This is a genomic window from Streptomyces sp. NPDC043738, from assembly GCF_056436545.1.
Window position 1 is genome coordinate 289,644 of the sequence record NZ_JBWKCJ010000005.1, and the last position, 25,818, is coordinate 315,461.

At 71.2% G+C, this 25,818-nt stretch carries 16 protein-coding genes; 15 read left to right on the plus strand and 1 reads right to left on the minus strand.

Going from position 1 to position 25,818, the window contains the following annotated elements; genetic code table 11:
• Nucleotides 1–150: 150 nt before the first annotated feature.
• The 7 genes from AC0680_RS10400 (at nt 151) to AC0680_RS10430 (ending at nt 13,733) form a co-directional block, all read left to right on the plus strand.
• The gene (locus AC0680_RS10400; protein WP_478626557.1) at nt 151–2,427 is read left to right on the plus strand and encodes a M4 family metallopeptidase; all 2,277 of its coding nucleotides are present in this window, start codon (nt 151–153) and stop codon (nt 2,425–2,427) included.
• A gap of 287 nt (nt 2,428–2,714) precedes the next feature.
• Complete coding sequence (locus AC0680_RS10405) at nt 2,715–4,346, plus strand: M4 family metallopeptidase (protein ID WP_478626559.1); 1,632 nt, start codon at nt 2,715–2,717, stop codon at nt 4,344–4,346.
• Between the two features lie 677 nt (nt 4,347–5,023).
• Nucleotides 5,024–7,027, plus strand: coding sequence for an alpha-1,4-glucan--maltose-1-phosphate maltosyltransferase (locus AC0680_RS10410; protein ID WP_478626561.1), 2,004 nt, complete (start codon nt 5,024–5,026; stop codon nt 7,025–7,027).
• Complete coding sequence (treS, locus tag AC0680_RS10415) at nt 7,024–8,739, plus strand: maltose alpha-D-glucosyltransferase (RefSeq protein ID WP_478626562.1); 1,716 nt, start codon at nt 7,024–7,026, stop codon at nt 8,737–8,739. The genes AC0680_RS10410 and treS overlap by 4 nt, the downstream gene beginning before the upstream one ends.
• Before the next feature lie 326 nt (nt 8,740–9,065).
• Nucleotides 9,066–10,547: a maltokinase N-terminal cap-like domain-containing protein gene (locus AC0680_RS10420; RefSeq protein ID WP_478626564.1), complete on the plus strand. Its 1,482-nt coding sequence runs from the start codon at nt 9,066–9,068 to the stop codon at nt 10,545–10,547.
• Nucleotides 10,548–10,585: 38 nt separating this feature from the next.
• On the plus strand, nt 10,586–13,045 hold the full coding sequence (glgB, locus tag AC0680_RS10425; protein ID WP_478626565.1) for a 1,4-alpha-glucan branching enzyme: 2,460 nt from the start codon (nt 10,586–10,588) through the stop codon (nt 13,043–13,045).
• A gap of 511 nt (nt 13,046–13,556) precedes the next feature.
• A complete protein-coding gene (locus AC0680_RS10430) occupies nt 13,557–13,733 on the plus strand; it encodes a DUF4177 domain-containing protein (RefSeq protein WP_478626725.1) in 177 nt (58 codons plus the stop codon).
• Between the two features lie 241 nt (nt 13,734–13,974).
• On the opposite strand, the gene AC0680_RS10435 is transcribed toward AC0680_RS10430, so the two are convergent.
• Nucleotides 13,975–15,378, minus strand: a complete 1,404-nt coding sequence (locus AC0680_RS10435; RefSeq protein WP_478626567.1) for a cation:dicarboxylate symporter family transporter — start codon at nt 15,376–15,378, stop codon at nt 13,975–13,977.
• 170 nt (nt 15,379–15,548) lie between these two features.
• Here AC0680_RS10435 and AC0680_RS10440 point away from each other — a divergent pair, with 170 nt between their 5' ends.
• The 8 genes from AC0680_RS10440 to AC0680_RS10475 all read left to right on the plus strand — a co-directional run bounded on the left by AC0680_RS10440 (nt 15,549) and on the right by AC0680_RS10475 (nt 25,696).
• Complete coding sequence (locus tag AC0680_RS10440) at nt 15,549–17,222, plus strand: sensor histidine kinase (RefSeq protein ID WP_478626568.1); 1,674 nt, start codon at nt 15,549–15,551, stop codon at nt 17,220–17,222.
• Between the two features lie 37 nt (nt 17,223–17,259).
• On the plus strand, nt 17,260–17,949 hold the full coding sequence (locus AC0680_RS10445) for a response regulator (protein ID WP_478626569.1): 690 nt from the start codon (nt 17,260–17,262) through the stop codon (nt 17,947–17,949).
• A 93-nt stretch (nt 17,950–18,042) separates the two neighbouring features.
• Entirely contained in the window at nt 18,043–19,407 is a 1,365-nt protein-coding gene (locus tag AC0680_RS10450) for an extracellular solute-binding protein (protein WP_478626571.1), read from the plus strand.
• Entirely contained in the window at nt 19,404–20,321 is a 918-nt protein-coding gene (locus tag AC0680_RS10455; RefSeq protein WP_478626573.1) for a carbohydrate ABC transporter permease, read from the plus strand. The genes AC0680_RS10450 and AC0680_RS10455 overlap by 4 nt, the downstream gene beginning before the upstream one ends.
• 4 nt (nt 20,322–20,325) lie before the next feature.
• Entirely contained in the window at nt 20,326–21,156 is an 831-nt protein-coding gene (locus tag AC0680_RS10460; RefSeq protein ID WP_478626575.1) for a carbohydrate ABC transporter permease, read from the plus strand.
• A 165-nt stretch (nt 21,157–21,321) separates the two neighbouring features.
• The gene (locus AC0680_RS10465; RefSeq protein ID WP_478626577.1) at nt 21,322–22,023 is read left to right on the plus strand and encodes an XRE family transcriptional regulator; all 702 of its coding nucleotides are present in this window, start codon (nt 21,322–21,324) and stop codon (nt 22,021–22,023) included.
• Between the two features lie 198 nt (nt 22,024–22,221).
• Nucleotides 22,222–23,013 (plus strand): ABC transporter ATP-binding protein, encoded by a 792-nt coding sequence (locus tag AC0680_RS10470; protein ID WP_384432014.1) that lies wholly within the window; start codon nt 22,222–22,224, stop codon nt 23,011–23,013.
• A 100-nt stretch (nt 23,014–23,113) separates the two neighbouring features.
• The gene (locus AC0680_RS10475; protein WP_478626578.1) at nt 23,114–25,696 is read left to right on the plus strand and encodes an ABC transporter permease; all 2,583 of its coding nucleotides are present in this window, start codon (nt 23,114–23,116) and stop codon (nt 25,694–25,696) included.
• Nucleotides 25,697–25,818 lie beyond the last annotated feature (122 nt).

Sequence of the window (25,818 nt, forward strand, 5' to 3'; positions counted from 1 at the left end):
CCCCGTTCCACCAGTACGTCAAGCACCTTTGTGCGTACGTCTCCCCCCACACGCTCCATGAGTTCTGCCTCGCTCTGCCCGGACGGCCGTTCGCCGCCCGGTCCCCCTCGGCCGCACCGTCACGTAGCGGCCACCGCAGAAGGAGTCAGTGTGAGACGCACCCCCCATAGACGCGCCGTCGCGACCGGCGCGCTGGTCGCCGTCACGGCGATGCTGGCCGTCGGTGTACAGGCCGGTACCGGCACGGCGGCCGCCCCGCGGCCGGGCACCGCGCACGCCGTACCCGACCCCGGCGCACTGCCGGTCAAGCTGTCCCCGTCCCAGCGTGCGGAGCTGATACGGGAAGCCGGCGCCACTACCGCCCAGACGGCGCGGCAGCTGAAGCTCGGCGCGAAGGAGCGCCTGGTCGTCAAGGACGTCTCGAAGGACGCCGACGGCACCGTGCACACCCGCTACGAGCGCACCTACGACAAGCTGCCGGTCCTCGGCGGCGACCTCGTGGTGCACACGAGCAAGGGCGGCACGCTCCAGGGCGTCACCAAGGCCGTCCGCTCGCAGCTCAAGGTGGCGGGCACCACCGCCAAGATCAAGCCAGCGGCCGCCGAGGCGAAGGCCGTCACCTCGGCGCGGGCCCTGGGCTCGAAGAAGACCGAGGCCGCCAAGGCACCGCGCAAGGTGGTCTGGGTCGCCGACGGCAAGCCGGTCCTGGCCTACGAGACCGTGGTCGGCGGGCTGCAGGACGACGGCACGCCCAACGAGCTGCACGTCATCACGGACGCCACGACCGGCGCCAAGATCTTCCAGTACCAGGGGATCGAACAGGGCGTCGGCAACAGCGAGTACAGCGGCAAGGTCACCATCGGGACGTCCGGCTCGGCGCCGAACTTCTCGATGACCGACCCCACCCGCGGCAACCACAAGACCTACAACCTCAACCACGGTTCGTCGGGGACCGGTTCGCTGTTCACCGACGCCGACGACACCTGGGGCGACGGTACGCCGCAGAACGCCCAGACGGCCGGTGTCGACGCGGCCTACGGCGCGCAGGTGACCTGGGACTACTACAAGAACGTGCACGGCCGCAGCGGCATCAAGGGCGACGGCGTGGGCGCCTACTCCCGTGTCCACTACGGCAACAGCTACGTCAACGCCTTCTGGGACGACGGCTGCTTCTGCATGACCTACGGCGACGGCAGCGGCAACAGCCACCCGCTGACGTCGATCGACGTGGCCGGCCACGAGATGTCCCACGGTGTCACCTCCGCCACCGCCAACCTCACCTACAGCGGTGAGTCCGGCGGCCTCAACGAGGCGACCTCCGACATCTTCGGCACGGCGGTGGAGTTCTACGCCAACAACGCCTCCGACCCCGGTGACTACCTCATCGGCGAGAAGATCGACATCAACGGCGACGGCTCCCCGCTGCGCTACATGGACAAGCCCAGCAAGGACGGCGCCTCGGCCGACTACTGGTCGAGCAACGTCGGCAACAAGGACGTGCACTACTCCTCCGGTGTCGCCAACCACTTCTTCTACCTGCTGTCCGAGGGCAGCGGCCCGAAGGACATCGGCGGCGTCCACTACGACAGCCCGACCTTCGACAACCTGCCGGTCCCGGGCATCGGCCGGGCCAACGCCGAGAAGGTGTGGTTCAAGGCGCTCAGCCAGTACATGAGCGCCAACACCAACTACGCGGGCGCCCGCACCGCCACCCTGAAGGCGGCGGCGGACCTGTTCGGCCAGGGCAGCGCGTCGTACAACACCGTGGCCAACACCTGGGCGGCGGTCAACGTCGGCACCCGCGTCCCGGACGGCGCGGTGAGCGTCACCAACCCGGGCAACCAGACCAGCACCGTGGGCCAGGCGGCGAGCCTGCAGATCAAGGCCACCAGCGGGACCGCCGGCGCGCTGTCGTACGCGGCGACCGGGCTGCCCGCCGGGCTGTCGATCGACGCGAACACCGGCCTGATCTCCGGTACGCCGACCACGGCCGGCACCGGCACCGTGACGGTGACGGTCACCGACGCTGCGAAGAAGACCGGAACGACGTCCTTCACCTGGACGGTCAACCCGGTCGGCGGCGGCAACGTCTTCGAGAACGCCGACGACGTGTCGATCCCGGACGCGGGCGCGGCGGTCACCTCGCCGATCACCGTCAGCCGCAGCGGCAACGCGCCGTCCACGCTGAAGGTCGGCGTGGACATCGTCCACACCTACCGCGGTGACCTGGTCATCGACCTGATCGCCCCGGACGGCACGGCCTACCGGCTGAAGAACTCCAGCGCATTCGACTCCGCGGCCGATGTGAAGACGACGTACACCGTCAACGCCTCCTCGAAGGCGGCGAGCGGCACCTGGAAGCTGCGGGTCCAGGACGTCTACTCGCAGGACACCGGTTACATCAACGGCTGGAAGCTGACGTTCTGACCTCGCCACGGCACTCAGGCGTCATCTGCGTATGACATAGGCGGGACGGCGCCTCGCGCCGCTCCACAACTCGCCTTCCATACAGGCACCTTGGGCGTCGTCCCCGGATCTCCGGGGGCGGCGCCCGACTCCGTTATGCGAACAGCGATCACCTCTCTACGAACGATTTTCGGCCAACCTATGAACAAACTCCTGACATGCACGCGTTCGAATGGCAGTCTTCCCGACGCATGTCACACCCGCATCGCTTTGCACCCCCACCACTTGGCAAAGTTGAAGGAGCACGCGTGACCCCCCACATATCCCGTAAGACCCGTGTGACCGGTGGCGCCCTCGCGGCCGCCGCCCTGCTGGCCGCGGGCATCACGGTCGGTACCGCCGGCGCCTCGCCGGCCCCGGTCGCCAAGAAGGACGCCTCTCCCCTCCAGCTCAGCGCCTCGCACCGCGCGGAGCTGCTGCGCGACGCGAGCGCCACCAAGGCGCAGACCGCCAAGGCGCTCGGCCTCGGCTCGCAGGAGAAGCTGGTCGTCAAGGACGTCATCAAGGACGCCGACGGCACCACGCACACCCGCTACGACCGCACCTACGCCGGGCTGCCGGTCCTGGGCGGCGACCTGATCGTGCACACCGCCAAGGGCGGCGCGGTCAAGTCGACCACCAAGTCGACGGACAAGACCATCAAGGTCGCCTCCACCACGGCGAAGATCGCCCCGCAGTCCGCCGCGAAGTCGGCGCAGGGCACCGCCGCGAAGTCGCTCGCCGCGAAGAAGGCCGACGCACAGGCCCCGAAGAAGGTCGTCTGGGCCGCCTCCGGCACCCCCGTCCTCGCCTACGACACCGTCGTCAAGGGCGTCCAGAAGGACGGCACGCCCAGCCGGATGCACGTCATCACCGACGCCAACAGCGGCAAGAAGCTGTTCCAGTACGACGAGATCCGTACCGGCAAGGGCGAGAGCGAGTACAGCGGCAGCGTCGAGCTGGGCACCTCCAAGGAGGGCAACGGCTTCACGCTGACCGACGGCGAGCGCGGTGGCCACAAGACCACCAACCTGGAGAACAGCGAGTCCGGCGACGGCAAGGCCTTCACGGACGAGGACGACAACTGGGGCACCGGCAAGCCCGACGACCCGCAGACCGCGGCCGTCGACGCGCACTACGGCGCGGCCGAGACCTGGGACTACTACAAGACCGTGCACGGCCGCGCCGGCATCAAGGGCGACGGCAAGGGTGCCTCCTCGCGCGTCCACTACGGCGACAGCTACGTCAACGCCTTCTGGGACGACAGCTGCTTCTGCATGACGTACGGCGACGGCGAGGGCAACAAGAAGCCGCTCACCGCCATCGACGTCGCGGCCCACGAGATGTCGCACGGTGTCACCTCCGCGACCGCCAACCTCACCTACAGCGGTGAGTCCGGCGGCCTCAACGAGGGCACCTCGGACATCTTCGGCACCTCGGTCGAGTTCTACGCCAAGAACGACAAGGACCCGGGCGACTACCTCATCGGCGAGAAGATCGACATCAACGGTGACGGCTCGCCGCTGCGCTACATGGACAAGCCCAGCAAGGACGGCCAGTCGCAGGACAACTGGGACTCCAACACCGGTGGTCTCGACCCGCACTACTCCTCGGGTGTCGCCAACCACTTCTTCTACCTGCTGTCCGAGGGCAGCGGCGCGAAGGAGATCAACGGCGTCAAGTACGACAGCCCGACGGCGGACGGCTCCAAGGTCGAGGGCATCGGCCGGGACAAGGCCGAGAAGATCTGGTTCAAGGCCCTGACCGAGTACATGACCTCGAACACGGACTACAAGGCCGCCCGTGAGGCGACCGTGAAGGCCGCCACCGACCTCTACGGCAAGGACAGCGCCGAGGTCAAGGGCGTCGAGGCCGCCTGGACCGGTGTCGCCGTCAAGTGACGCGGTACGCCCACAGGCGCTGATCGTCCCGGGGTGAGGTGACCCCGGAAGAACAAGGCGGTGCCCGGAGTCTCTCCGGGCACCGCCTTCGCGCGTGCCGGCGCGGGTGGCGGGGTCCGGGCAGCCCCCGGGAGCCGCTCGCCGGGGCCCGACCGCCCCCCAGCGAGCGGCCGCCAGCCGACCGCCCCAAACTCTTACGCAACTCCCCATCCTTCACGGAGAGTTGACTGCCCCATCCGCACATCCCGGCACGTGGCTACCACCGAGTCCGCCGATATGGCCGATTCCACCCCCTCATGCGCTCTTGTACGTACTCCCTCCTAGGGGGAGGCTTGCGCGACACCGGACATCCGCACACCGCAACTCCGCTGTGATCGCACCGAGTTGAGGAGGCGAACGCCGACCGTGTCAGCGCCCCCGCGCAGCCGCCCGCGAACGGGCGGGCGCGTGTCCGCCGGGTCACGGCAGACCCGTGGTTACGAACCGGTAGTTCACATTCCACCGGATTTCCGAGCCGCCGCACGAGGGAAGGCTCACCGAGTGGACCCCGACCGGCCGTGCCATCCGCCAGCCGAGTGAAAGCGGGCTGGAGCGCACCTGCCCGCACCCGGTTCCCTCGCCGTGAAACGGATACAAAGGACAAAACCCCGCAAAGCATCACAAGCCCAGGTGAGCCCATGATCGGTCGCATCCCTGTTCTGGACATCCGCCCGCAGATCGATTGCGGCCGCCGCCCGGCGAAGGCCGTGGTGGGCGAGACCTTCGAGGTCTCGGCCACGGTCTTCCGAGAAGGCCATGACGCGGTCGCGGCCAATGTGGTGCTGCGCAACCCCGCCGGCCGCTGCGGCCCCTGGAACCCGATGCGGGAGCGGGCGCCCGGCACCGACCGGTGGAGCACCGAGGTCACCCCGGACATCGAGGGCCGCTGGACCTTCACCGTCGAGGCCTGGTCCGACCCGCTGGCCACCTGGCGCAAGCACGCCTCGATCAAGATCCCGGCGGGCATCGACACCGAGCTGGTGCTCGTCGAGGGCGCCGAACTGCACGAGCGGGCGGCCGTCGACGTCCCCAAGAGCGACGGCCGGGAGGCGGTGCTGGCCGCCGTGGACGCGCTGCGCGACCCCGACCTGCCCGCCGCCGCCCGCCTCGCCACGGCGCTCGCCCCCGAGGTCGTCGAGGCGCTGGCCCGCCATCCGCTGCGCGAACTGCTCACCGTCTCGCGCCCGATGCCACTGGTCGTCGAGCGCCGGCGGGCCCTTTACGGCTCGTGGTACGAGCTCTTCCCGCGCTCCGAGGGCGCCGTCGTCACCCCCGCCGGCACGACCGTCAGCGGCACCCTGCGCACCGCCGCCGAACGGCTGCCGGCCGTCGCCGCGATGGGCTTCGACGTGGTCTACCTCCCGCCCGTCCACCCCATCGGCACCGCCTTCCGCAAGGGCCCCAACAACGCCCTTTCGGCCGGCCCGGACGACGTCGGCTCCCCCTGGGCCATCGGCTCGGCGGCCGGCGGCCATGACGCCCTCCACCCGGACCTGGGCACCTTCGAGGACTTCGAGCACTTCGTGCGGACGGCCCGCGACCTGCGGATGGAGGTGGCCCTGGACTTCGCGCTGCAGTGCTCCCCCGACCACCCCTGGGTCACCCTGCACCCGCAGTGGTTCCACCACCGCCCGGACGGCTCGATCGCCTACGCCGAGAACCCGCCGAAGAAGTACCAGGACATCTACCCCGTCGCCTTCGACACCGACTTCCGCGGGATCGTCCGCGAGACCCAACGGCTGCTGCGCTTCTGGATGGCCAAGGGCGTACGGATCTTCCGGGTGGACAATCCGCACACCAAACCCGTGGCGTTCTGGGAGAAGGTGATCGGCGAGATCAACCGCACCGACCCGGACGTGCTCTTCCTCGCCGAGGCGTTCACCCGCCCGGCCATGCTGCACACCCTCGCCCAGGTCGGCTTCCAGCAGTCCTACACGTACTTCACCTGGCGCAACACCAAGCAGGAGCTGACCGACTACCTCACCGAGCTGTCCGGCGAGTCCGCCGCCTATCTGCGGCCCAACTTCTTCGTGAACACCCCGGACATCCTCCACGCCTACCTCCAGGAAGGCGGCCGCCCCGCCTTCGAGATCCGTGCCGTGCTGGCCGCCACCCTGTCCCCCACCTGGGGCGTCTACGCCGGATACGAGCTCTGCGAGTCGACGCCGGTACGCCCCGGCAGCGAGGAGTACCTCGACTCGGAGAAGTACCAACTCAGGCCGCGCGACTGGGATGCGGCGGCGAAGCAGGGGCGTACCATCGCCCCGCTGATCACCGCGCTCAACCGCATCCGCCGCCGGCACCCTGCCCTGCAGCAGCTGCGCGATCTGCGCTTCCACCAGGTCGACAACGAGGCCGTGCTGGCGTTCTCCAAGCGCGCCGGGCACGGCGAGGGGTCCGACACGGTGCTCACGGTGGTCAACCTCGACCCGCACCACACCCACGAGGCGACGGTGTCGTTGGACATGCCGGAACTCGGCCTCGGCCGGCACGAGTCCTTCCCGGTGCGCGACGAGCTCACCGGCGATACCTACCACTGGGGCAGGGACAACTATGTGCGCCTGGAGCCGGGCCGCTCACTGGCGCCCGCCCATGTGCTGTCGCTGCGACCGTCCTCACCGATCGGAGGGTCACCCAATTGATCGTCAATGAGCCAGTCCCCGACACGTTCGAGGACACCCCGGCGAAGGACCGCGATCCCGACTGGTTCAAACGGGCCGTCTTCTACGAAGTCCTGGTGCGCTCGTTCCAGGACAGCAACGGCGACGGCATCGGCGACCTTAAGGGCCTCACCGCCAAGCTCGACTATCTGCAGTGGCTGGGGGTGGACTGTCTCTGGCTTCCGCCGTTCTTCAAATCCCCGCTGCGGGACGGCGGTTACGACGTCGCCGACTACACCGCGGTGCTCCCGGAGTTCGGCGATCTGGCGGACTTCGTCGAGTTCGTGGACGCCGCGCACCACCGCGGCATGCGGGTCATCATCGACATGGTGATGAACCACACCAGCGATCAGCACCCGTGGTTCCAGGAGTCGCGCACCGACCCCGAAGGCCCGTACGGCGACTACTACGTCTGGGCGGACGACGACAAGCAGTACGCCGACGCGCGGATCATCTTCGTCGACACCGAGGCCTCCAACTGGACCTTCGACCCGGTCCGCAAGCAGTACTACTGGCACCGGTTCTTCTCCCACCAGCCCGACCTCAACTACGAGAACCCGGCGGTCCAGGAGGAGATGATCTCCGCCCTGCGGTTCTGGCTGGACCTGGGCATCGACGGCTTCCGGCTGGACGCGGTGCCGTACCTCTACGCGGAGGAGGGCACCAACTGCGAGAACCTGCCCGCCTCGCACGCCTTCCTCAAGCGGGTCCGGGCCGAGATCGACGCGCACTACCCGGACACCGTGCTGCTGGCCGAGGCCAACCAGTGGCCGGAGGACGTCGTCGACTACTTCGGCGACTACGCCGTCGGCGGCGACGAGTGCCATATGGCCTTCCACTTCCCGGTCATGCCGCGCATCTTCATGGCGGTGCGCCGCGAGTCGCGCTACCCGGTGTCGGAGATCCTCGCCAAGACCCCGGCGATCCCGTCCGGCTGCCAGTGGGGCGTCTTCCTGCGCAACCACGACGAGCTGACCCTCGAAATGGTCACGGACGAAGAGCGCGACTACATGTACGCGGAGTACGCCAAGGACCCGCGGATGCGCGCCAACATCGGCATCCGCCGGCGGCTGGCCCCGCTGCTCGACAACGACCGCAACCAGATCGAGCTCTTCACCGCCCTGCTGCTGTCGCTGCCCGGCTCGCCGATCCTCTACTACGGCGACGAGATCGGCATGGGCGACAACATCTGGCTCGGCGACCGCGACGCGGTACGCACCCCGATGCAGTGGACGCCCGACCGCAACGCCGGATTCTCCTCCTGCGACCCGGGCCGGCTCTTCCTGCCGACCATCATGGACCCGGTCTACGGCTACCAGGTCACCAATGTCGAGGCGGCGATGAGTTCCCCCTCCTCGCTGCTGCACTGGACCCGCCGGATGATCGAGATCCGCAAGCAGAACCCGGCGTTCGGGCTCGGCAGCTACACCGAGCTGTCCTCCACCAATCCGGCGGTGCTGGCCTTCCTGCGGGAGTCGCCGGGCACCGGCGGCGCGGACGACGACCTGGTGCTGTGCGTGCACAACTTCTCGCGGTTCGCCCAGCCGACGGAGCTGGACCTGCGCTCGTTCAGCGGCCGGCATCCGGTGGAGCTCATCGGCGGCGTCCGCTTCCCGGCCATCGGTGAGCTGCCGTACCTGCTGACGCTGGCGGGCCACGGCTTCTACTGGTTCCGACTGCGCAAGAACGCCTAGCCCCCGGGCCCTGACCGGGCACGGGCGCCGAGCATCCCGCCCGTACGCGGCCGCATGGCGCGTACGGGCGTTTTTCGACCTTTCGCTCGGGCAGTCTCCCTACTACCGCACGGCCGGGCGAACCATCGCCGGTCCCCCCGGCTCGGGAGGGTGACCGCCGCACGGCGGAAGCGCGCACGCCGAAGACACTCCCGAAGCCGCTCCCTTCGGGGGGACCCGCACCGCCTCCGTACGGGGGTACCGCCACCGCGCCACCGCATAGTGAAGGCCGCATTCCGGGACACTTTGCCCTACCTGTCGTGTGCCCGGGGAAAGGACGCGACGCCATGTCGGACACCGCCCCGACCCGTGCCACCCGTAACACCCCTGACCACCGCCCGCTCGTGACCGCCCCCGATCTGCTGTCCTCGCTGGTCCCGCTGCTCGCCGAGTGGGTACCGCGCCAGCGCTGGTTCGCCGGCAAGGGACGGCCGCTGACCGGGTTCACGCTGCTCTCGGCCACCGAGCTGCTGCCGTGCACCGGCGCGGGCACCACTCCGGGGCTGCTGCAGCTGCTCGTGCGTGCCCAGCAGAGCGCCCCGCCGAGCCGCACACCGGCCGGCGGCGACTGCTACCAGCTCCTGCTGGGGGTGCATCCGGCGCCGGCACCGCAGCTGGCACCGGCGGTGATCGGCCGGCCGGGGGGCGGCCCGCTGCGCGGCCGTACGGTCTACGACGCGCTGCTGGACAACCGGCTGTGCGGGCTGCTGCTGGAGCGGCTGCGGGTACCCGGGCGGCTCGGCGGACTGCGGTTCTGCCGCGAGCCCCGGGTGGACATCCCCTCCGGTCTGCCGGCCCGGCCGATCGCCGTCGAGCAGTCCAACTCCTCCATCGTCTTTGGCGATTCGTTCATCCTGAAGGTCTTCCGGCGGGTCGAACCGGGCGTCAACCCGGATCTGGAGCTGCCGCGGGCGCTGGCGGACGCCAAGTGCGCGCGGGTGCCGGCGCCCGCCGCGTGGTTCGAGTCGGCGACCGCGGAGGAGAGCGGCGAGGCGACGACGCTGGGCGTGCTCCAGCCGTTCCTGCCGGGGTCGGCGGACGGCTGGCAGCTGGCCCGGGGTGCGCTGGCCGTACGCGCCGACTTCACCGGCTCGGCGCGGGCGCTCGGGCACGCCACCGCGGAGGTGCACACCGCGCTCGCCCAGACGCTGCCGACCACCGAGCTGCACCGCCCGCAGCTGGAGGTGATCGCCGCCCAGATGATCGAGCGGCTGGAGGCCACCGCCCGCGCGGTGCCCGTACTGCAGCCCTACCGCACCCGGCTGCGCACCGCCTTCGACGCGCTGGCCGCGATGGGCCAGGACGGCCGCGGTTGGGCCGCCCAGCGCATCCACGGCGATCTGCACCTGGGGCAGACCCTGCGCTCCGCCGACGAGGGCCGCTGGTCGCTGATCGACTTCGAGGGCGAACCGGCCCGCCCGCTGGCCGAGCGGCGGCGGCCGCAGCCGGCGGTGCGCGATGTGGCGGCGATGCTGCGCTCCTTCGACTACGCGGCGCGCGGCGGGCCGGCCGGCGGGGACCCCTGGGCACTGGAGTGGGCGCGCCGCACCCGTGCCGCCTTCTGCCGGGGCTACGCCGAGGCCGGCGGGCTCGATCCGCGCTCCGCGCCCGAACTGATGCGCGCCTACGAGACCGACAAGGCCGTCTACGAGGTGCTCTACGAGGCCCGCCACCGGCCCGACTGGCTGGCCGTCCCGATGGCCGCCGTCCGGCGGCTGGCGGCGGGCGGGGAGCCGGCCGTGGGGGCCCACCCTTACGACTCGCCGTGATCCGCCCGCCCGTCGCCCCCGGCCGGCGCGGCTCCGCCATGCCCCTTTTTGAATCGCCGTCGCCCGCCACCGCCCCGGCCGGACCGGAACGGCTCCGTCATGCCCCTCACAATCACCGACTTCCCGCCCCCGAGGAGGCCCCACTCGTGACCGCCCGCCCCTCTCCCGCCACCGGACCGCCGCCGTCCGGCCGTACCCCTGCCACCCCCGCGCGCGCCGAGCAGGCCGCGGCGACCGGGGCGGCCGCCGGGCCCGCGGCCCGCTCCCGCGCCGGGAACGCCAAGCCGCCGGCCGGCACGCACGGGGTGCGGCCCGCCGCCCCCCTGTCCGAGGAGGACCGCGCCCGGCTGCTGGGCGGCGCGCATCACGACCCGCACGCGCTGCTCGGCGCGCACCCCGTACGCGGCGGGCTGCTCATCCGCGCCCTGCGACCGCACGCCCGGAGCGTCACCGTCGTGGCGAAGGGGCTGCGCGCCGAGCTGCCCTCCGAGGGCGACGGCCTGTTCGCCGGAGTGCTGCCGCTGCGCACCGTCCCGGAGTACGAGCTGCTGGTCGACTACGGCGAACACACCCTGACCGTCCGCGACCCCTACCGCTTTCTGCCCGCGCTCGGCGAGTTGGACCTGCACCTGTTCAGCGAGGGCCGGCACGAGCAGCTGTGGCAGGCGCTCGGCGCGCGGACCATGGAGCACCAGGGCGTGACCGGCACCCGCTTCACCCTCTGGGCGCCCAACGCCCGGGGCGTCCGGGTCGTCGGCGACTTCAACTACTGGGACGGCACCGCCGGCCCGATGCGGTCGCTGGGCTCCTCCGGCGTCTGGGAGCTCTTCCTGCCCGGCATCGGCGCCGGCGAGCTGTACAAGTTCGAGATCACCCGGCCGGACGGCTCGAAGACCGTGCGCGCCGACCCGATGGCCCGGCGGACCGAGTGCCCGCCCGCGACCGCCTCGGTGGTGGACGAGTCGCACTTTCGCTGGCAGGACGCCGAGTGGATGGCCCGGCGCGGCAGGCGGCCGGTGCACCAGGCGCCGTTCTCCGTCTACGAGGTGCATCTGCCCTCCTGGCGGCCCGGCCTCACCTACCGCCAGCTCGCCGACCAACTTCCGGTGTACGTCAAGGACTTGGGGTTCACCCACGTCGAGTTCATGCCGGTGTCCGAGCACCCCTTCGGCGGTTCCTGGGGCTATCAGGTGACCGGGTTCTACGCGCCGACCGCCCGGATGGGCACCCCCGACGACTTCCGGTTCCTGATCGACACGCTGCACCGGGCCGGGATCGGCGTCCTGATGGACTGGGTGCCGGCGCACTTCCCGCGCGACGACTGGGCGCTGGCGGAGTTCGACGGCCGCCCGCTCTACGAGCACCAGGACCCGGCCCGGGCCGCGCACCCGGACTGGGGCACCCTGGAGTTCGACTACGGCCGCACCGAGGTCCGCAACTTCCTGGTCGCCAACGCGGTGTACTGGTGCGAGGAGTTCCATATCGACGGACTGCGGGTGGACGCCGTGGCCTCGATGCTCTATCTCGACTACTCGCGCGAGGACGGCGGCTGGACGCCCAACGTCCACGGCGGCCGGGAGGACCTCGACGCGGTGGCCTTCCTCCAGGAGATGAACGCGACGGTCTACCGCCGCTGCCCCGGAGTCGTCACCATCGCCGAGGAGTCCACGGCCTGGGACGGCGTCACCCGCGCCACCCACCACGTCGGGCCCGGCGGCTTCGGCGGTCTCGGCTTCGGCCTGAAGTGGAACATGGGCTGGATGCACGACTCCCTCGGCTATGTCTCCAAGGAGCCGGTGCACCGCAAGTACCACCACGGCGAGATGACCTTCTCCATGATCTACGCCTACTCCGAGAACTACGTGCTGCCGATCTCCCATGACGAGGTCGTGCACGGCAAGCGGGCGCTGGTGTCGAAGATGCCCGGCGACTGGTGGCAGCAGCGGGCCAACCACCGGGCCTACCTCGGCTTCATGTGGGCCCACCCGGGCAAGCAACTCCTCTTCATGGGGCAGGAGTTCGCGCAGGGCGCGGAGTGGGCGGAGAGCCACGGCCCGGACTGGTGGCTGCTGGACTCGTCCTACGAGGCGGAGCCGGACCACCGCGGCGTACGCGATCTCGTCCGCGACCTGAACCGCCGGTACGCGGCCGCCCCCGCCCTGTGGGAGCGGGACACCGATCCGGCCGGCTTCCGCTGGATCGACGGCGACGCGAGCGAGGACAACGTCTTCTCCTTCCTGCGCTTCGCCTCCGACGGCTCCCCCCTGATCTCGGTCAGCAACTTCTCCCCCGTCGTGCGCCACGCCTACCGGCTCGGGGTCCCCGACGACATCCCCGCCTGGCGCGAGGTCCTCAACACCGACGACCCGCGCTACGGCGGCAGCGGCGTCGCCAACCCCGACCTGCTCAAGACCGAACCCACCCCCTGGAACGGCCGCGGCTCCTCCGTCACGACCGTCCTCCCCCCGCTGGCGACGGTCTGGTTCACCCCGGCCTGAGCGCCGGACCGCGGATCGCGAAGGGGCGGGCGCCCTGTGCGGCGCCCGCCCCTTCGGTGTCCTGCCGGGCCGTCCGGCCCGTTCACCCGTTCGGCGCTACTGGTTGGCCGCACTCGCCCGCGCCCGCCTACCGTCGCCATGCGGGTTCGCAGCGCCACGGATGGCGGCTGCTCCCCCGGAGGCCCGACTCGGCGACGGAACCACGCTCGCCGCCGTCCGGGCCCGCCCCACACACCGCCGGACGCGCCCCCTGATCCCGCCCTCCCGCGGTGCCCCCTGGCCCTCAACCACGAGGAGGACGTCCATGCCACGATTCGCCCGCCCGATATCCGACCGCTTCGGCCCGCGCCTGCGCTGGTGGTCGGCCAGCGCGGCAGCGCTGCTGGTGCTGAGCGCGGTGCTGTTGCTGTTGCTGCCCGTCGGCAAGCAGTCGACGGCCGCCGGCAGCACGCCCGCCGCCTCCGGCCAGGCCGTGGCCGTGTCCCCCCGCACCGGGGCCCGAAGCGCTCAGGTGGATCCGCAGACCACGGCCAAGTGGGAGTACGCGACCGTGCCGCTGCCCGCCGAAGCCACCAAGCAGACCCTCGACAACTGGGGCGAGGACGGCTGGGAGCTGGTCCAGGTCGTGCCCGCCCCGAGCAATTCGGGGCAGCAGGTGGCCTATCTGAAGCGGGCGAAGGGCATGTGACGGCACCCTGCCGGCCGCCACGATCCGGCACCCCGCGTCCACGGCCACGGACGCGAAGGGGCGGGCGCCCTGTGCGGCGCCCGCCCCCCTCTCCCCTCCCGCGTGGTGTGGGGAGCCACGGCGCGAAAGCCAGACGAGCCGGCGGCAGCAAGGCGCAGCGGAGGGGCCGCAGGCGAACCGAGCGAAACCCCCACGGCGGGCCAGCCGACAACGTGGGAAGCCGGCCAAGCGCAGCGGAAGCCTAGACCTTGGCGGACTCCTTCGCGCCGCCGTCGCGCGGTTCGACGACGTCTGGGGCGGGCGGCTCGGCGTGGGCGTCGTCGACCAGCGTCTTCTCGTCGAACGGGATCCGGCCGGCCAGCACCTCGGCCGCCCTGGCCTTGTCGATCTCCTTGGTCCAGGTGCCGACCAGGACGGTGGCCACCGCGTTGCCCGCGAAGTTGGTCAGGGCGCGCGCCTCGCTCATGAAGCGGTCGATGCCGACGATCAGACCGACGCCGTCGACCAGTTCGGGGCGGTGCGACTGCAGGCCGCCGGCGAGCGTGGCCAGGCCCGCGCCGGTGACCCCGGCCGCACCCTTCGACGCGATGATCATGAAGACCAGCAGCGAGATCTGCTGGCCGAGCGAGAGCGGCTTGCCCATCGCCTCGGCCACGAACAGCGAGGACATCGTCAGGTAGATGGCGGTGCCGTCGAGGTTGAAGCTGTAGCCGGTCGGGACGGTGATGCCGACCACCGGCTTGCTGACGCCCAGGTGCTCCATCTTGGCGATGAGGCGGGGCAGCGCGGACTCCGAGGAGGAGGTGGACAGGATCAGCAGGAACTCGCGGGCGAGGTACTTCAGGAGGATGAAGATGTTGATCCCGGCGACCAGCCGGAGCAGCGCGCCGAGCACCACGAGCACGAACAGCAGACAGGTGACGTAGAAGCCGACCATGATGATGGCCAGGGACTTCAGCGCGTCCAGGCCGGTCTCGCCGACCACCGCCGCGATGGCGCCGAAGGCACCCACCGGCGCCACCCACATGATCATGGCCAGCACCCGGAAGACCAGCTTCTGCACGTGCCCGATGCCGCGCAGCACCGGCTCCCCCGCCGAGCCCAGCGCCTGCAGGGCGAAGCCGACCAGCAGCGCCACCAGCAGCGTCTGCAGCACCTCGCCCTGGGTGAAGGCGGAGACCAGCGTCTTGGGGATCATGCCGAGCAGGAACTCGGGGAGCGACTCGCCGCCGCCCTCGGTCTGGGCCTGGCCCGCGTGCCGTACGGTCTCGGTCAGATGCAGCCCGGAGCCGGGCTGCAGGATGTTGCCGACGACCAGGCCGATGGCGAGCGCCACCGTGGACATCACCATGAAGTAGCCGAGGGCCAGTCCGCCCACCGCGCCGACCTTGGCGGCCTTGCGCACCGAGCCGACGCCCAGCACGATCGTGCAGAAGATGACCGGCGAGATCATCATCTTGATCAGGTTCACGAAGCCGGTGCCGAGCGGCTTGAGCTGGACGGCCACACCGGGGGCGGCGAAGCCCACGATGATGCCGAGCAGCACCGCCCCGATGACGGCGATGTAGAGGAAGTGGGTCCGGTCCCGCTTGGCCGGCACTCTGTCCTCGGTGGTGCCCCCGGACGGCGGGGTCTGTGCAGCCACGGCTGTCTCCTCGTCTACGGCTCTGCGCCCGGTCTGGGCCCCCAGGCCGTTCAGGCACTGGGGGAGGCTCCGGCGCACAACAAGTCCCGGCGACTATGCACGCCCGTGTGGCGCCCGTCACCCTTACGTGCATTTCGTTCACGCGAAAGTGACCCGGCAGACTGTTCTGTATGCGACTCCCCCGACCCCGGCCGCCCCGCCGGCTGCGCGGCCCCCGCAGCCTCGCCGGGCAGCTCTTCGCGATGCAGGTCGTGCTGGTGGCGGCGGTCGTCGTGGGCTGCGCCGTCTTCGCGTACGTCAGCGCCGGTCGGCAGGCGGAGGAGACCGCGCGGCGGCAGGCGACCGCGGCGGCCACCGCCGTCGCCGACTCCCCCGCCGTCGTCGCGGCGGCCCGCGCCGAGGACCCCACCGCGGCGCTCCAGCCGTACGCCGAACAGCTGCGGCGCGATGCCGGGGTCGACTTCGTGGTGGTGATGGCACCGGACGGCACCCGCTGGACGCACCCGGAGCCGTCCGCGATCGGCGGGAAGTACCTGGGGCACATCGGTCCGGCACTGCGCGGCGAGATCTTCCCCGAGACGCACATGGGCGTGCTCGGCCCGTCCGTGCGGGTCGTCGCGCCGGTCCACGACCCGCTGCGCGGCGGGAGGATCACCGCGCTGGTCAGCTCGGGGATCACCATCGAGACGATCAGCGAGCAGCTGCGCGACCAGGTCCTGGCGCTGGTCGCGGTGGCGGCCGCGGCACTGGCACTCGGCGGTGCCGGCACGTATGTGATCAACGCCCGGCTGCGGCGGCACACGCACGGGATGAACGCCCAGGAGCTGAGCCGGATGCACGACTACCACCAGGCCGCGCTGCACGCCGTGCGCGAGGGGCTGCTGATGCTCGACGGGCAGCGCAGGGTCGCCCTGATCAACGACGGCGGACGGGAGCTGCTGGGGCTGCCGGGAGACGCGGTGGGACGGCCGGTCACCGAGCTGGGGCTGCCGCAGCCGCTGGCCCAGGCGCTGCACTCGCCCGGCCCGCGGGTCGACGAGCTGCATCTGACCGGAGAGCGGGTGCTGGTGGTCAACTCCTCCCCGGTCTCCGGCGGCGAGCAGCGCGGCAGCGTGGTGACCCTGCGCGATCACACCGAACTCCAGGCGCTGTCGGGCGAGTTGGACTCGGTACGCGGCTTCGCCGAGGCGCTGCGCTCACAGGCCCACGAGGCCGCCAACCGGCTGCACGCGGTGGTCTCGCTGATCGAGCTGGGGCGGGCCGAGGAGGCCGTGCAGTTCGCCACCGCGGAACTGGAGCTGGCGCAGGCGCTGACCGACCAGGTCGTCGGAGCGGTCGCCGAGCCGGTGCTCGCCGCGCTGCTGCTCGGCAAGGCGGCGCAGGCCAACGAGCGCGGCGTCGAGCTGGCGCTGACGCCCGACAGCCGGATCGACGACGGGCTGCTGCCGCCCGGCCTGCCGGCCCGCGATCTGGTGACGGTGCTGGGCAACCTCCTCGACAACGCCATCGATGCCGCCGCCCCCACGCAGGAACACGGCGCCGCCGCGTCGCCGCGGGTGCGGGTCACCGCGCGGGCGGCCGACGGCGAGCTGCTGCTGACGGTGGCGGACAACGGTCCGGGGGTGGCCGCGGACGACGCCGAGGAGATCTTCCGACGCGGCTGGACCACCAAGCAGCCGGCCCCCGCGCCCGACCGGGGCCCCGGGCACGGCCACGGCCTGGGCCTGGCCCTGGTCCAGCAGGCGGTACGGCGCAACGGCGGCACCATCGCGCTGGACCGCGCCCCGGAAGGCGGCGCGCGGTTCACCGTACGGCTGCCGCTGCGGACGGAGGCGACGGCATGAGCGGGCCGACGGGCGGGGGCCGCCCGGCCGCGAGAGGATGTGCCCGGTGAGCCCCTGTGACATCCGGGTCCTGGTCGTCGAGGACGACCCGGTGGCCGCCGCCGCGCACGCCCTGTACGTGGGGCGGGTGCCCGGCTTCACCGTCTCGGGCACCGTGCACTCCATGGGCGACGCCCGCCGCCACCTCGACCAGCACGCCGTCGACCTGCTACTGCTTGACCTGTACCTGCCCGACGGCCACGGCCTGCAGCTGGTGCGTACGCTGCGGGCGGCCGGGCACACCGCCGACATCATCGCGGTCACCTCGGCCCGCGATCTGGCCATGGTGCGCGAGGGCGTCTCGCTGGGCGTGGTGCAGTACGTGCTCAAGCCGTTCACCTTCGCCACCCTGCGCGACCGGCTCACCCGCTACGCGGAGTTCCGCGCCACGACCGGCGAGGCCAGCGGCCAGGACGAGGTGGACCGGGCGATCGCCGCGCTGCGCGCCCCGCGCCCGGCCGCGCTGCCCAAGGGCCTGACCGCGGCCACCCTGCGGGCGGTGACCGATGTGCTGCGGGCCTCCGGCAGCGGGCTGACGGCGACCGAGGCGGCCGCCGACGTGGGCATCTCCCGGATCACCGCGCGCCGCTACCTCGAACACCTCGTGGAGAGCGGCCGGGCCGCCCGCGCCCCGCAGTACGGCCAGGTCGGCCGCCCCGAATTGCGCTACCGCTGGTCGGGGCATTGACCCGCTGTGATCGGTGACTTACTTTCAGCTGGCAGTACACCGTGGCCAGTTGACCGTCGCCGTTGACCGTGGTTCGTCGCTGGAGGTCGTGCCGTGCGCCCCACCGCCCCGCTGATTCTGCTCGCCGCCGCCGTCGTGGCCGCCGGTACGCTCACCGCCTGCGGCGGCGGGTCCGGGAGCGACGGCGACACCGTCAAGGTCGCCTTCATCAAGGACACCAACGCCAAGGTCACCGTCCGGGACGACTACATCCGCCTGGTGGCCCGGCAGTTCGAGAAGGCCAACCCCGGCAAGAAGGTCCGGCTCATCCCGATCCAGGCGTCGGAGAACGACTACTACACCAAGATCCAGCAGATGATGCGCTCCCCGAGGACCGCGCCGGACCTGGTCTACGAGGACACCTTCCTGGTCAACTCCGACATCAAGGCGGGGCTGTTGCGGCCGCTGGACGGCTACCTCGACGGCTGGGACGACTGGCGGCAGTTCCAGCCGGCCGCGAAGGCCGCGGCCAGGGGCCAGGACGGCAAGACCTACGGCGTCCCGGACGGTACGGACACCCGCGGACTGTGGTTCAACAAGAAGATCTTCAAGAAGGCCGGACTGCCCGCCGACTGGCGGCCGAGGAACTGGGCCGAGGTGCTGGACGCCGCCCGGACCGTCAAGCGCGAGGTCCCCGGGGTCGTCCCGCTGAACGTCTTCACCGGCAAGGGCGCGGGCGAGGCCGCCGTGATGCAGGGCTTCGAGATGCTGCTGTACGGCACCGGCGAGCACCAGCTCTACGACCCGGCGAGCAAGAAGTGGGTCACCGGCACCAAGGGCTTCAAGGACAGCCTGACCTTCATCGACACGGTCTACAAGGAGGGGCTCGGGCCCGAGGTCTCCGACGCCCTCAGCCCCAACATCCAGACGAACGTGGCCGCCGAGCTGCTGCCCGAGGAGAAGCTCGCGATCGACCTCGACGGCTCCTGGCTGGGCCAGCAGTGGCAGAAGACGGGCGGCGGCAACCCCTGGCCCGAGTGGTCGACGACGCTCGGCCAGGCGCCGTTCCCCACCCAGCACGGCGCCCCGCCGGGCAAGGTCAGCCTGGCCGGCGGCTGGACCTGGTCGGTGCCGCAGAGGGCCCAGCAGCCCGAGCTGGCCTGGAAGTTGATCAAAACCTTCCAGACCAGGGCCAACGCGCTGGAGTGGTGCGTACGCGGCGCGCAGATCGCGGTCCGCAAGGACGTCGCGGCCGATCCGCGGTATCTGAAGTCCGTACCCGGCATCGGCTTCTTCACCGGCCTGGTCGAGATCAGCCAATACCGGCCGGCGCTGCCCGCCTACCCGAAGGTCGCCGCGGCGATCGGTGAGGCGATGGAGGCGGTCACCGCCGACGACTCCTCGCCACAGAAGGCCGCCAAGGACTACGACCAGGCGCTCGGGTCCCTCGTGGACGGCCGGACGGTCGCCAAGCCATGACGGCCGGCGCCGCCGCGCGGGCCACGGCGGCCGCCCGTACGCCGCGCGCCGTCCCGGTGCGCAGCCGGCTGCTGCGCTGGTCCCCGATCGTCCCCGCCACCGTCCTGCTGCTGCTCTTCCTCGCCGGCCCGATCGGCTACTGCGTCGGGATCGCCTTCACCGACACCCAGCTGACCGGCCAGGAGTCGGCGTCCTTCGTCGGGCTGGCCAACTTCCGCCACGCCGTGGGCGATCCGGCGTTCCGCAACGCGGTCGTGCTCACCCTGGTCTTCACCGTGCTCTCCTCGATCCTCGGACAGAACACCCTGGGGCTGGCGCTGGCCGGCCTGCTGCGCCGCGCCTCGCGGCCCGTACGGTCGCTGACCGGCGCGATGGTGATCACCGCATGGGTGCTCCCGGAGATCGTCGCGGGCTTCTTGCTCTACACCTTCTTCGAGCGGCGCGGCACCCTCAACGCCCTGTTGGAGTGGCTCCATCTGCCCACCCAGAACTGGCTGTTCACACTGCCCGTCCTGGCCGTGTCGTTCGCCAACGTCTGGCGCGGTACGGCGTTCTCGATGCTGATCTACTCCGCGGCGCTCTCCGGGATCCCGCGGGAGGTCACCGAGTCCGCCGAGGTCGACGGTGCGGGCGGGCTGCGGCGGCTGTGGCACATCACGCTGCCGATGATCCGCCGCTCCATCGGCACCAATCTGATGCTCAACACCCTGCAGACGCTCTCCGTCTTCGGCCTCATCTGGGCGATGACGCGGGGTGGCCCCGGAGGCCGCAGCCAGACGCTGCCGGTGTTCATGTACGACCAGGCGTTCTTGAAGTCGCTGATCGGCTACGGCACCGCGGTGGCGCTGCTGTTGCTGCTGGTGGGCGCGTTGTTCTCGGTGGTCTATCTGCGCCTGCTGCGCGAGGAGGTCTGAAGCCGTGCCGCTGCCCCGCCGGGTCCGCCACCGGATCGCAGCCGACGCCGGAGCGCTCACCGTGGCGGCGGCGTTCGCCGTGCCGCTGGTCTGGCTGGTGCTGTCGTCGCTGGACGCGGAGGCGACGCTGCGGGTGCGGATTCCCAAGTCCCCGACGACGGCGAACTTCTCGGCGGTGCTGACCGACGAGATCACCTTCACCCCGATGCTCAACAGCCTGCTGATCTGCGGCGGCGCCACGCTGCTCACGGTGGTCTGCGCGGCGCTGGCGGCCTATCCGCTGTCCCGCTACCGCTCGCGCTTCACCCGCCCGTACCTGCTGACGATCCTGTTCGCGACCTGTCTGCCGATCACCGCGGTGATGGTCCCGGTCTACGGGCTGTTCGTGCAGGTCGACCTGATCGACACCCGCCACGGCACCGCGCTGTTCCTGGCCGCCGCCCAACTCCCGTTCGCCATCTGGCTGATGAAGAACTTCATGGACGGGGTCCCGATGGTCCTGGAGGAGGCGGCGTGGACGGACGGCGCCTCCTGGGCGCAGACGCTGCTGCGGGTGATCCTGCCGCTCATGGGGCCCGGTCTCGGCGTCGTCGCGATCTACACCTTCATCATGATGTGGGGCAATTTCTTCGTACCCTTCATGCTGCTGCTCTCGCCGGAGCAGCTGCCCGCCTCGGTGAGCATCTTCAATTTCTTCGGCAATTACGGCGCCATTGCCTTCGGTGAACTCGCGGCATTTTCGATCCTTTACTCGACACCGGTCGTCCTGCTGTACATCCTTATTTCGCGGCGACTGGGCGGCGGCTTCGCGCTCGGCGGGGCAGTGAAGGGCTAGTGAAGGCCGGTGAAACTTCGGTGGCCTCGATGGCGCTGGTGAGCGGCCCGATACCGGAAAACGGCTCCCTGCCGGCCGGGTAAAACGGTCCAGTTAGTAGCTTCCTACGACATTCAACCTTGGTTATCCGCACCATAGGTATCCAGCCACTCCGTCACCTACCGTGTGCCGGTGAACACGCACGCCGCAGAGCCGCGCCGGCCCCCCTTCAACGCCGAGGCCGCCCGCCGCTTCCGCGAGAACCTCGGCATGACGCCCGCCCATGTCGCCTACGGAATTTGGGCCGCCTTCGGAATACAGATATCGCCGGCGACGGTGGCGTCCTGGGAATTGGGGGAGGCCGCCCCCACCGAGTCCGAGCTGACCGCGCTGGCCGGCGCCCTGTGGTGCGCGCCCGGCGACCTGCTGGGCGCGCCGGGCACCCTGCGCGAATACCGCCTCGCGCACGGCCTGTCCCCGGACGGCCTGGCGCTGGCCATCGGCATGGACCAGGCCGCGTACGAGCGGCTGGAGGCCGGCGGGCCCTGGCGCGGCAACGACCGGCAGGCCGCGGCGCTCGCCCGGACGCTGAAGCTGCCGCTGCCCGCGCTGCTCCGCTTCACAGGCCGCGCCGAGAAGCTGACCGAGCTGCTGACCAGCGCCGTCACCACCCGCTGGCAGGCCTACGTCCGGCCGGTCGGCAAGCTCACCTCCCTCCCCAAAGAGGACGTCCAGGACGTCCTGCAGGAGCTGCACGCCGACTATCAGGCGTCGATGACGGCTACGCTCAACTGGGGCGGCGGGGACGGCACCGGGGAGTCCGGGCAGGCGGGGCGCGCCTTTGTCGAGGACATCCTGGCCGAGTTCTGGAAGCGGGTCGGCCCGTAGCGGCCCCGGGGATCCGGGGCATCCCCGAGGGATCCCGTCGGCCCCAGGGCGGAGTGGCGTCCCCCCAGAGGATGACACCGGGGGCGGTGATGGCACTTCCGGCCGGTGCGGCTTTCGGTCCTCCGGGCTGAGGTAGGCGCTGACCTGCGCAGAAAGAATGGGACGGTCGAATCTTCCGTCCCCTTCCCAGGAGTACCCGTGTCCCACGCGGCAGCCGTTCCCGGCTTCCCCACGTCCACCCGCGCCGCCGCCGGCGTCGCCGCCCGCGCGACCGAGCTGAGCAAGGTCTACGGCCAGGGGGAGACCCGTGTCGTGGCGCTGGACTCCGTCTCGGTCGAGTTCGGCAAGGCCCGGTTCACCGCCATCATGGGCCCGTCCGGCTCCGGCAAGTCGACGCTGATGCACTGCATGGCGGGCCTGGACACGATCTCCGCCGGCTCGGCCCGGATCGGCGACGTGGAGCTGGCGTCCCTCAACGACAAGCAGCTGACGCGGCTGCGCCGGGACAAGATCGGCTTCATATTCCAGGCGTTCAACCTGCTGCCGACGCTCTCCGCGCTGGAGAACATCACGCTGCCGATGGACATCGCGGGCCGCAAGCCCGACCGGGAGTGGCTCAGCGCCGTCATCGAGACCGTCGGCCTGTCCGGGCGCCTCGCCCACCGGCCGGCGCAGCTCTCCGGCGGCCAGCAGCAGCGGGTCGCGGTCGCCCGGGCACTCGCCGCCCAGCCGGAGATCATCTTCGCGGACGAGCCGACCGGCAACCTCGACTCCCGCTCCGGCGCCGAGGTGCTGGGCTTCCTGCGCGAGTCGGTGCGGGCGATGGAGCAGACGGTGGTGATGGTCACCCATGACCCGGTCGCGGCCGGCTATGCGGACCGGGTGGTCTTCCTCGCGGACGGCCGGATCGTCGAGGAGCTCCACGAGCCGACCGCGGACGCCGTCCTGGACCGGATGCGGCTGTTCGACGCCAAGGGCCGGACGAGCTAGCCGGGGCCGAACGAGCCCACGCGGGCGCCGCGCGCCCCCCGCCGTGCCCCGGGCGCGGCCCTTCATCCCGAGAACCGGACCCAGGACTGACACCACCACCATGCTCCGTACTGCCCTGCGCAACGTCCTTGCGCACAAAGCCCGATTGATGATGACCGCGCTGGCGGTGCTGCTCGGCGTCGCCTTCGTCGCCGGCACCCTCATCTTCAGCGACAGCGTCGGCGAGGCCGTCAAGAACGCCTCCGCCAAGAACCTCAAGGACGTGGCCGTCTCCGTCCAGGCCACCGACGGCGACCCCGACGCGCCCGATGCCGTCGACGCGGAGAAGGACGGCAAGCGCGCCACCGCCCTCGACGACCGGCTCGCGGACCGCATCCGCGCACTGCCGGGCGTCGCCTCCGTCCGCGCGAACGTCACCGGCGAGGCCACCCTCGCCGGCCCCGACGACCAGCCCGTCGGCAACGGCTGGCAGAACCGCGCCGTCAACTACCAGCCGGGCAAGGACGGCAAGGACAGCCGCTATCCGCTCCTCCAGGGCCGCGCTCCGGCCGGCGGCGGCGAGATGGCGCTGGCCGAGAGCACCGCGAAGGCGGCCGGCGTCCGGCTCGGGGACACCGTGCGGTTCGCCACCGACGGTCCGGTGCTGAAGAAGAAGCTGGTCGGCATCGTGGCCAGCGACGATCCGCAGGTGACCGCGGGCGGCAGCCTGGCGCTGTTCGACACCGCCACCGCGCAGCGGCTGTATCTGCACCCCGGCCAGTTCGACGAGCTGATCGTAGCCGCCGCGCCCGGCACCGACGAGCGGGCGCTGACCGCGAAGGTCCGCGAGGTGCTGCCCAAGGGCCGCGCCGAGGCGACCAGCGGCGCCGAGCTCGCCGCCGAGCAGTCCCGGATGATCGCCCAGCAGAACAGTGCGCTGAGCCAGACGCTGCTGACCTTCGCCGGTATCGCCCTGTTCGTCGGGGTGTTCATCATCGCCAACACCTTCACCATGCTGATCTCCCAGCGCAGCCGCGAGATCGCGCTGCTGCGCGCGGTCGGCGCCTCGCGCCGGCAGGTCGTGCGCTCGGTGCTCGCCGAGGCGGCGCTGCTCGGCCTGATCTCCTCGGTCGTCGGCTTCGCGCTCGGCCTCGGGATCGCGGTGGGGCTGCGGGCGGTGCTGGACGCCAACGGCGCGGGCTTCCCGGACGGGCCGGTCGTCATCAGCCCGTCCACGGTGGGCGCCGCGCTGGCGGTGGGCGTCGTGGTGACCGTACTGGCCGCCTGGCTGCCGTCCCGCAAGGCGGCGAAGATCGCGCCGGTGGAGGCGCTGAGCAGCGTCGAGGCGCCGCCCGCGATGCGCAGCCTGGTCCTGCGCAACACCATCGGCGCGGTGATCACCGGGCTGGGCGTCGCGGTGATGCTCTATGTCTCCACCCTGAAGTCCGGTGACGATCTGCCGATCGCCATGCTGGGCTCGATGCTGACGCTGGTCGGCGTGATCATCCTGGCGCCGCTGCTGTCCCGTCCGCTGGTCTCGCTGGCCGGCCTGGTCACCATCCGGCTGTTCGGGGTCGGCGGCAAGCTGGCCAAGGAGAACGCGCTGCGCAATCCGCGCCGTACGGCGGCGACCGGGTCCGCGCTGATGATCGGGCTCACTCTGATCACCGGGATGACGGTCGTGGGGCACTCCGCCCAGCTGGGCATGGACAAGATGGCCGCCAACGGGCTGGCCGCCGACTACAAGGTGACGACCTCGACCTATGTCGGCCTGGACCCCGCCCTGTCGAAGAAGGTCGCCAAGGTGCCGGGCGTGGCGGCGATGGCTCCGCTGCGCGGCACGGGCTTCAGCACCGGCGACGGCGCCCCCGGCGACGGCGGCTTCGGCTACCTGCGCGGCACCGACCTCACCCAGATCGACAAGGTCGCCCGGCTGACCTTCACCCAGGGCTCGCTGGACGCCGTCCGGGCCACCGGCGCCATCGCCGTCTCCGAGAAGGGCGCCAAGGAGCACGGCTGGCGCTTCGGTGACACGGTGAGCGTCAGCTTCGACGAGAAGAAGACGAAGCTGAAGGTCGCCGCCGTCTACAAGGAGAACGAGGCGCTGGGCGAGGCCTTCGGCGACGTGTCGCTGGTCGACCCGCACCTGCCCCGGTCCAAGAACGACGAACTGCTGGTCAAGGCCGCCGGCGGCACCTCCCCCGCGCTGGTGAAGGACATCCGGCACGCGCTCGGCGACAGCCCGCTGCTGAAGGTCCAGAGCCGCGAGGACCTGCGCAAGGAGAACGCCGGCCAGATCGACACCGTCGTGAACATGGTCTACGGGCTGCTGGGCATGGCCGTCATCATCGCGGTGGTCGGCGTGGTCAACACCCTGGCGATGTCGGTGTTCGAGCGGACCCGGGAGATCGGGATGCTGCGGGCGATCGGCCTGGCGCGCAGCGGCATCAAGCAGATGGTGCGGCTGGAGTCGGTGGTCATCTCGCTGTTCGGCGCGGTGCTCGGCATGGGCGTGGGGATCTTCCTGGCCTGGGCCGGCGGCAGCCTGGTCGGCTCGTCGTTCCCGACGTACGAGATGGTGCTGCCGTGGGGCAGGCTGGGGCTGTTCCTGCTGATCGCGCTGGTCGTGGGGGTGCTGGCGGCACTGTGGCCGGCCCGCCGGGCGGCCCGGCTGAACATGCTGGAGGCGATCGGGGCGCAGTGAGGCCCCACGCGCGACGGCGGGGGGGGGCGCCCCCGCCCGCGGGGGGGGGGGGCCCGCCTTGGTTTTGTTTTTTCCCCCCTTCCTGGTGGCTTGGCCGTGTTGTGTTGAGCGCTACATCGAAA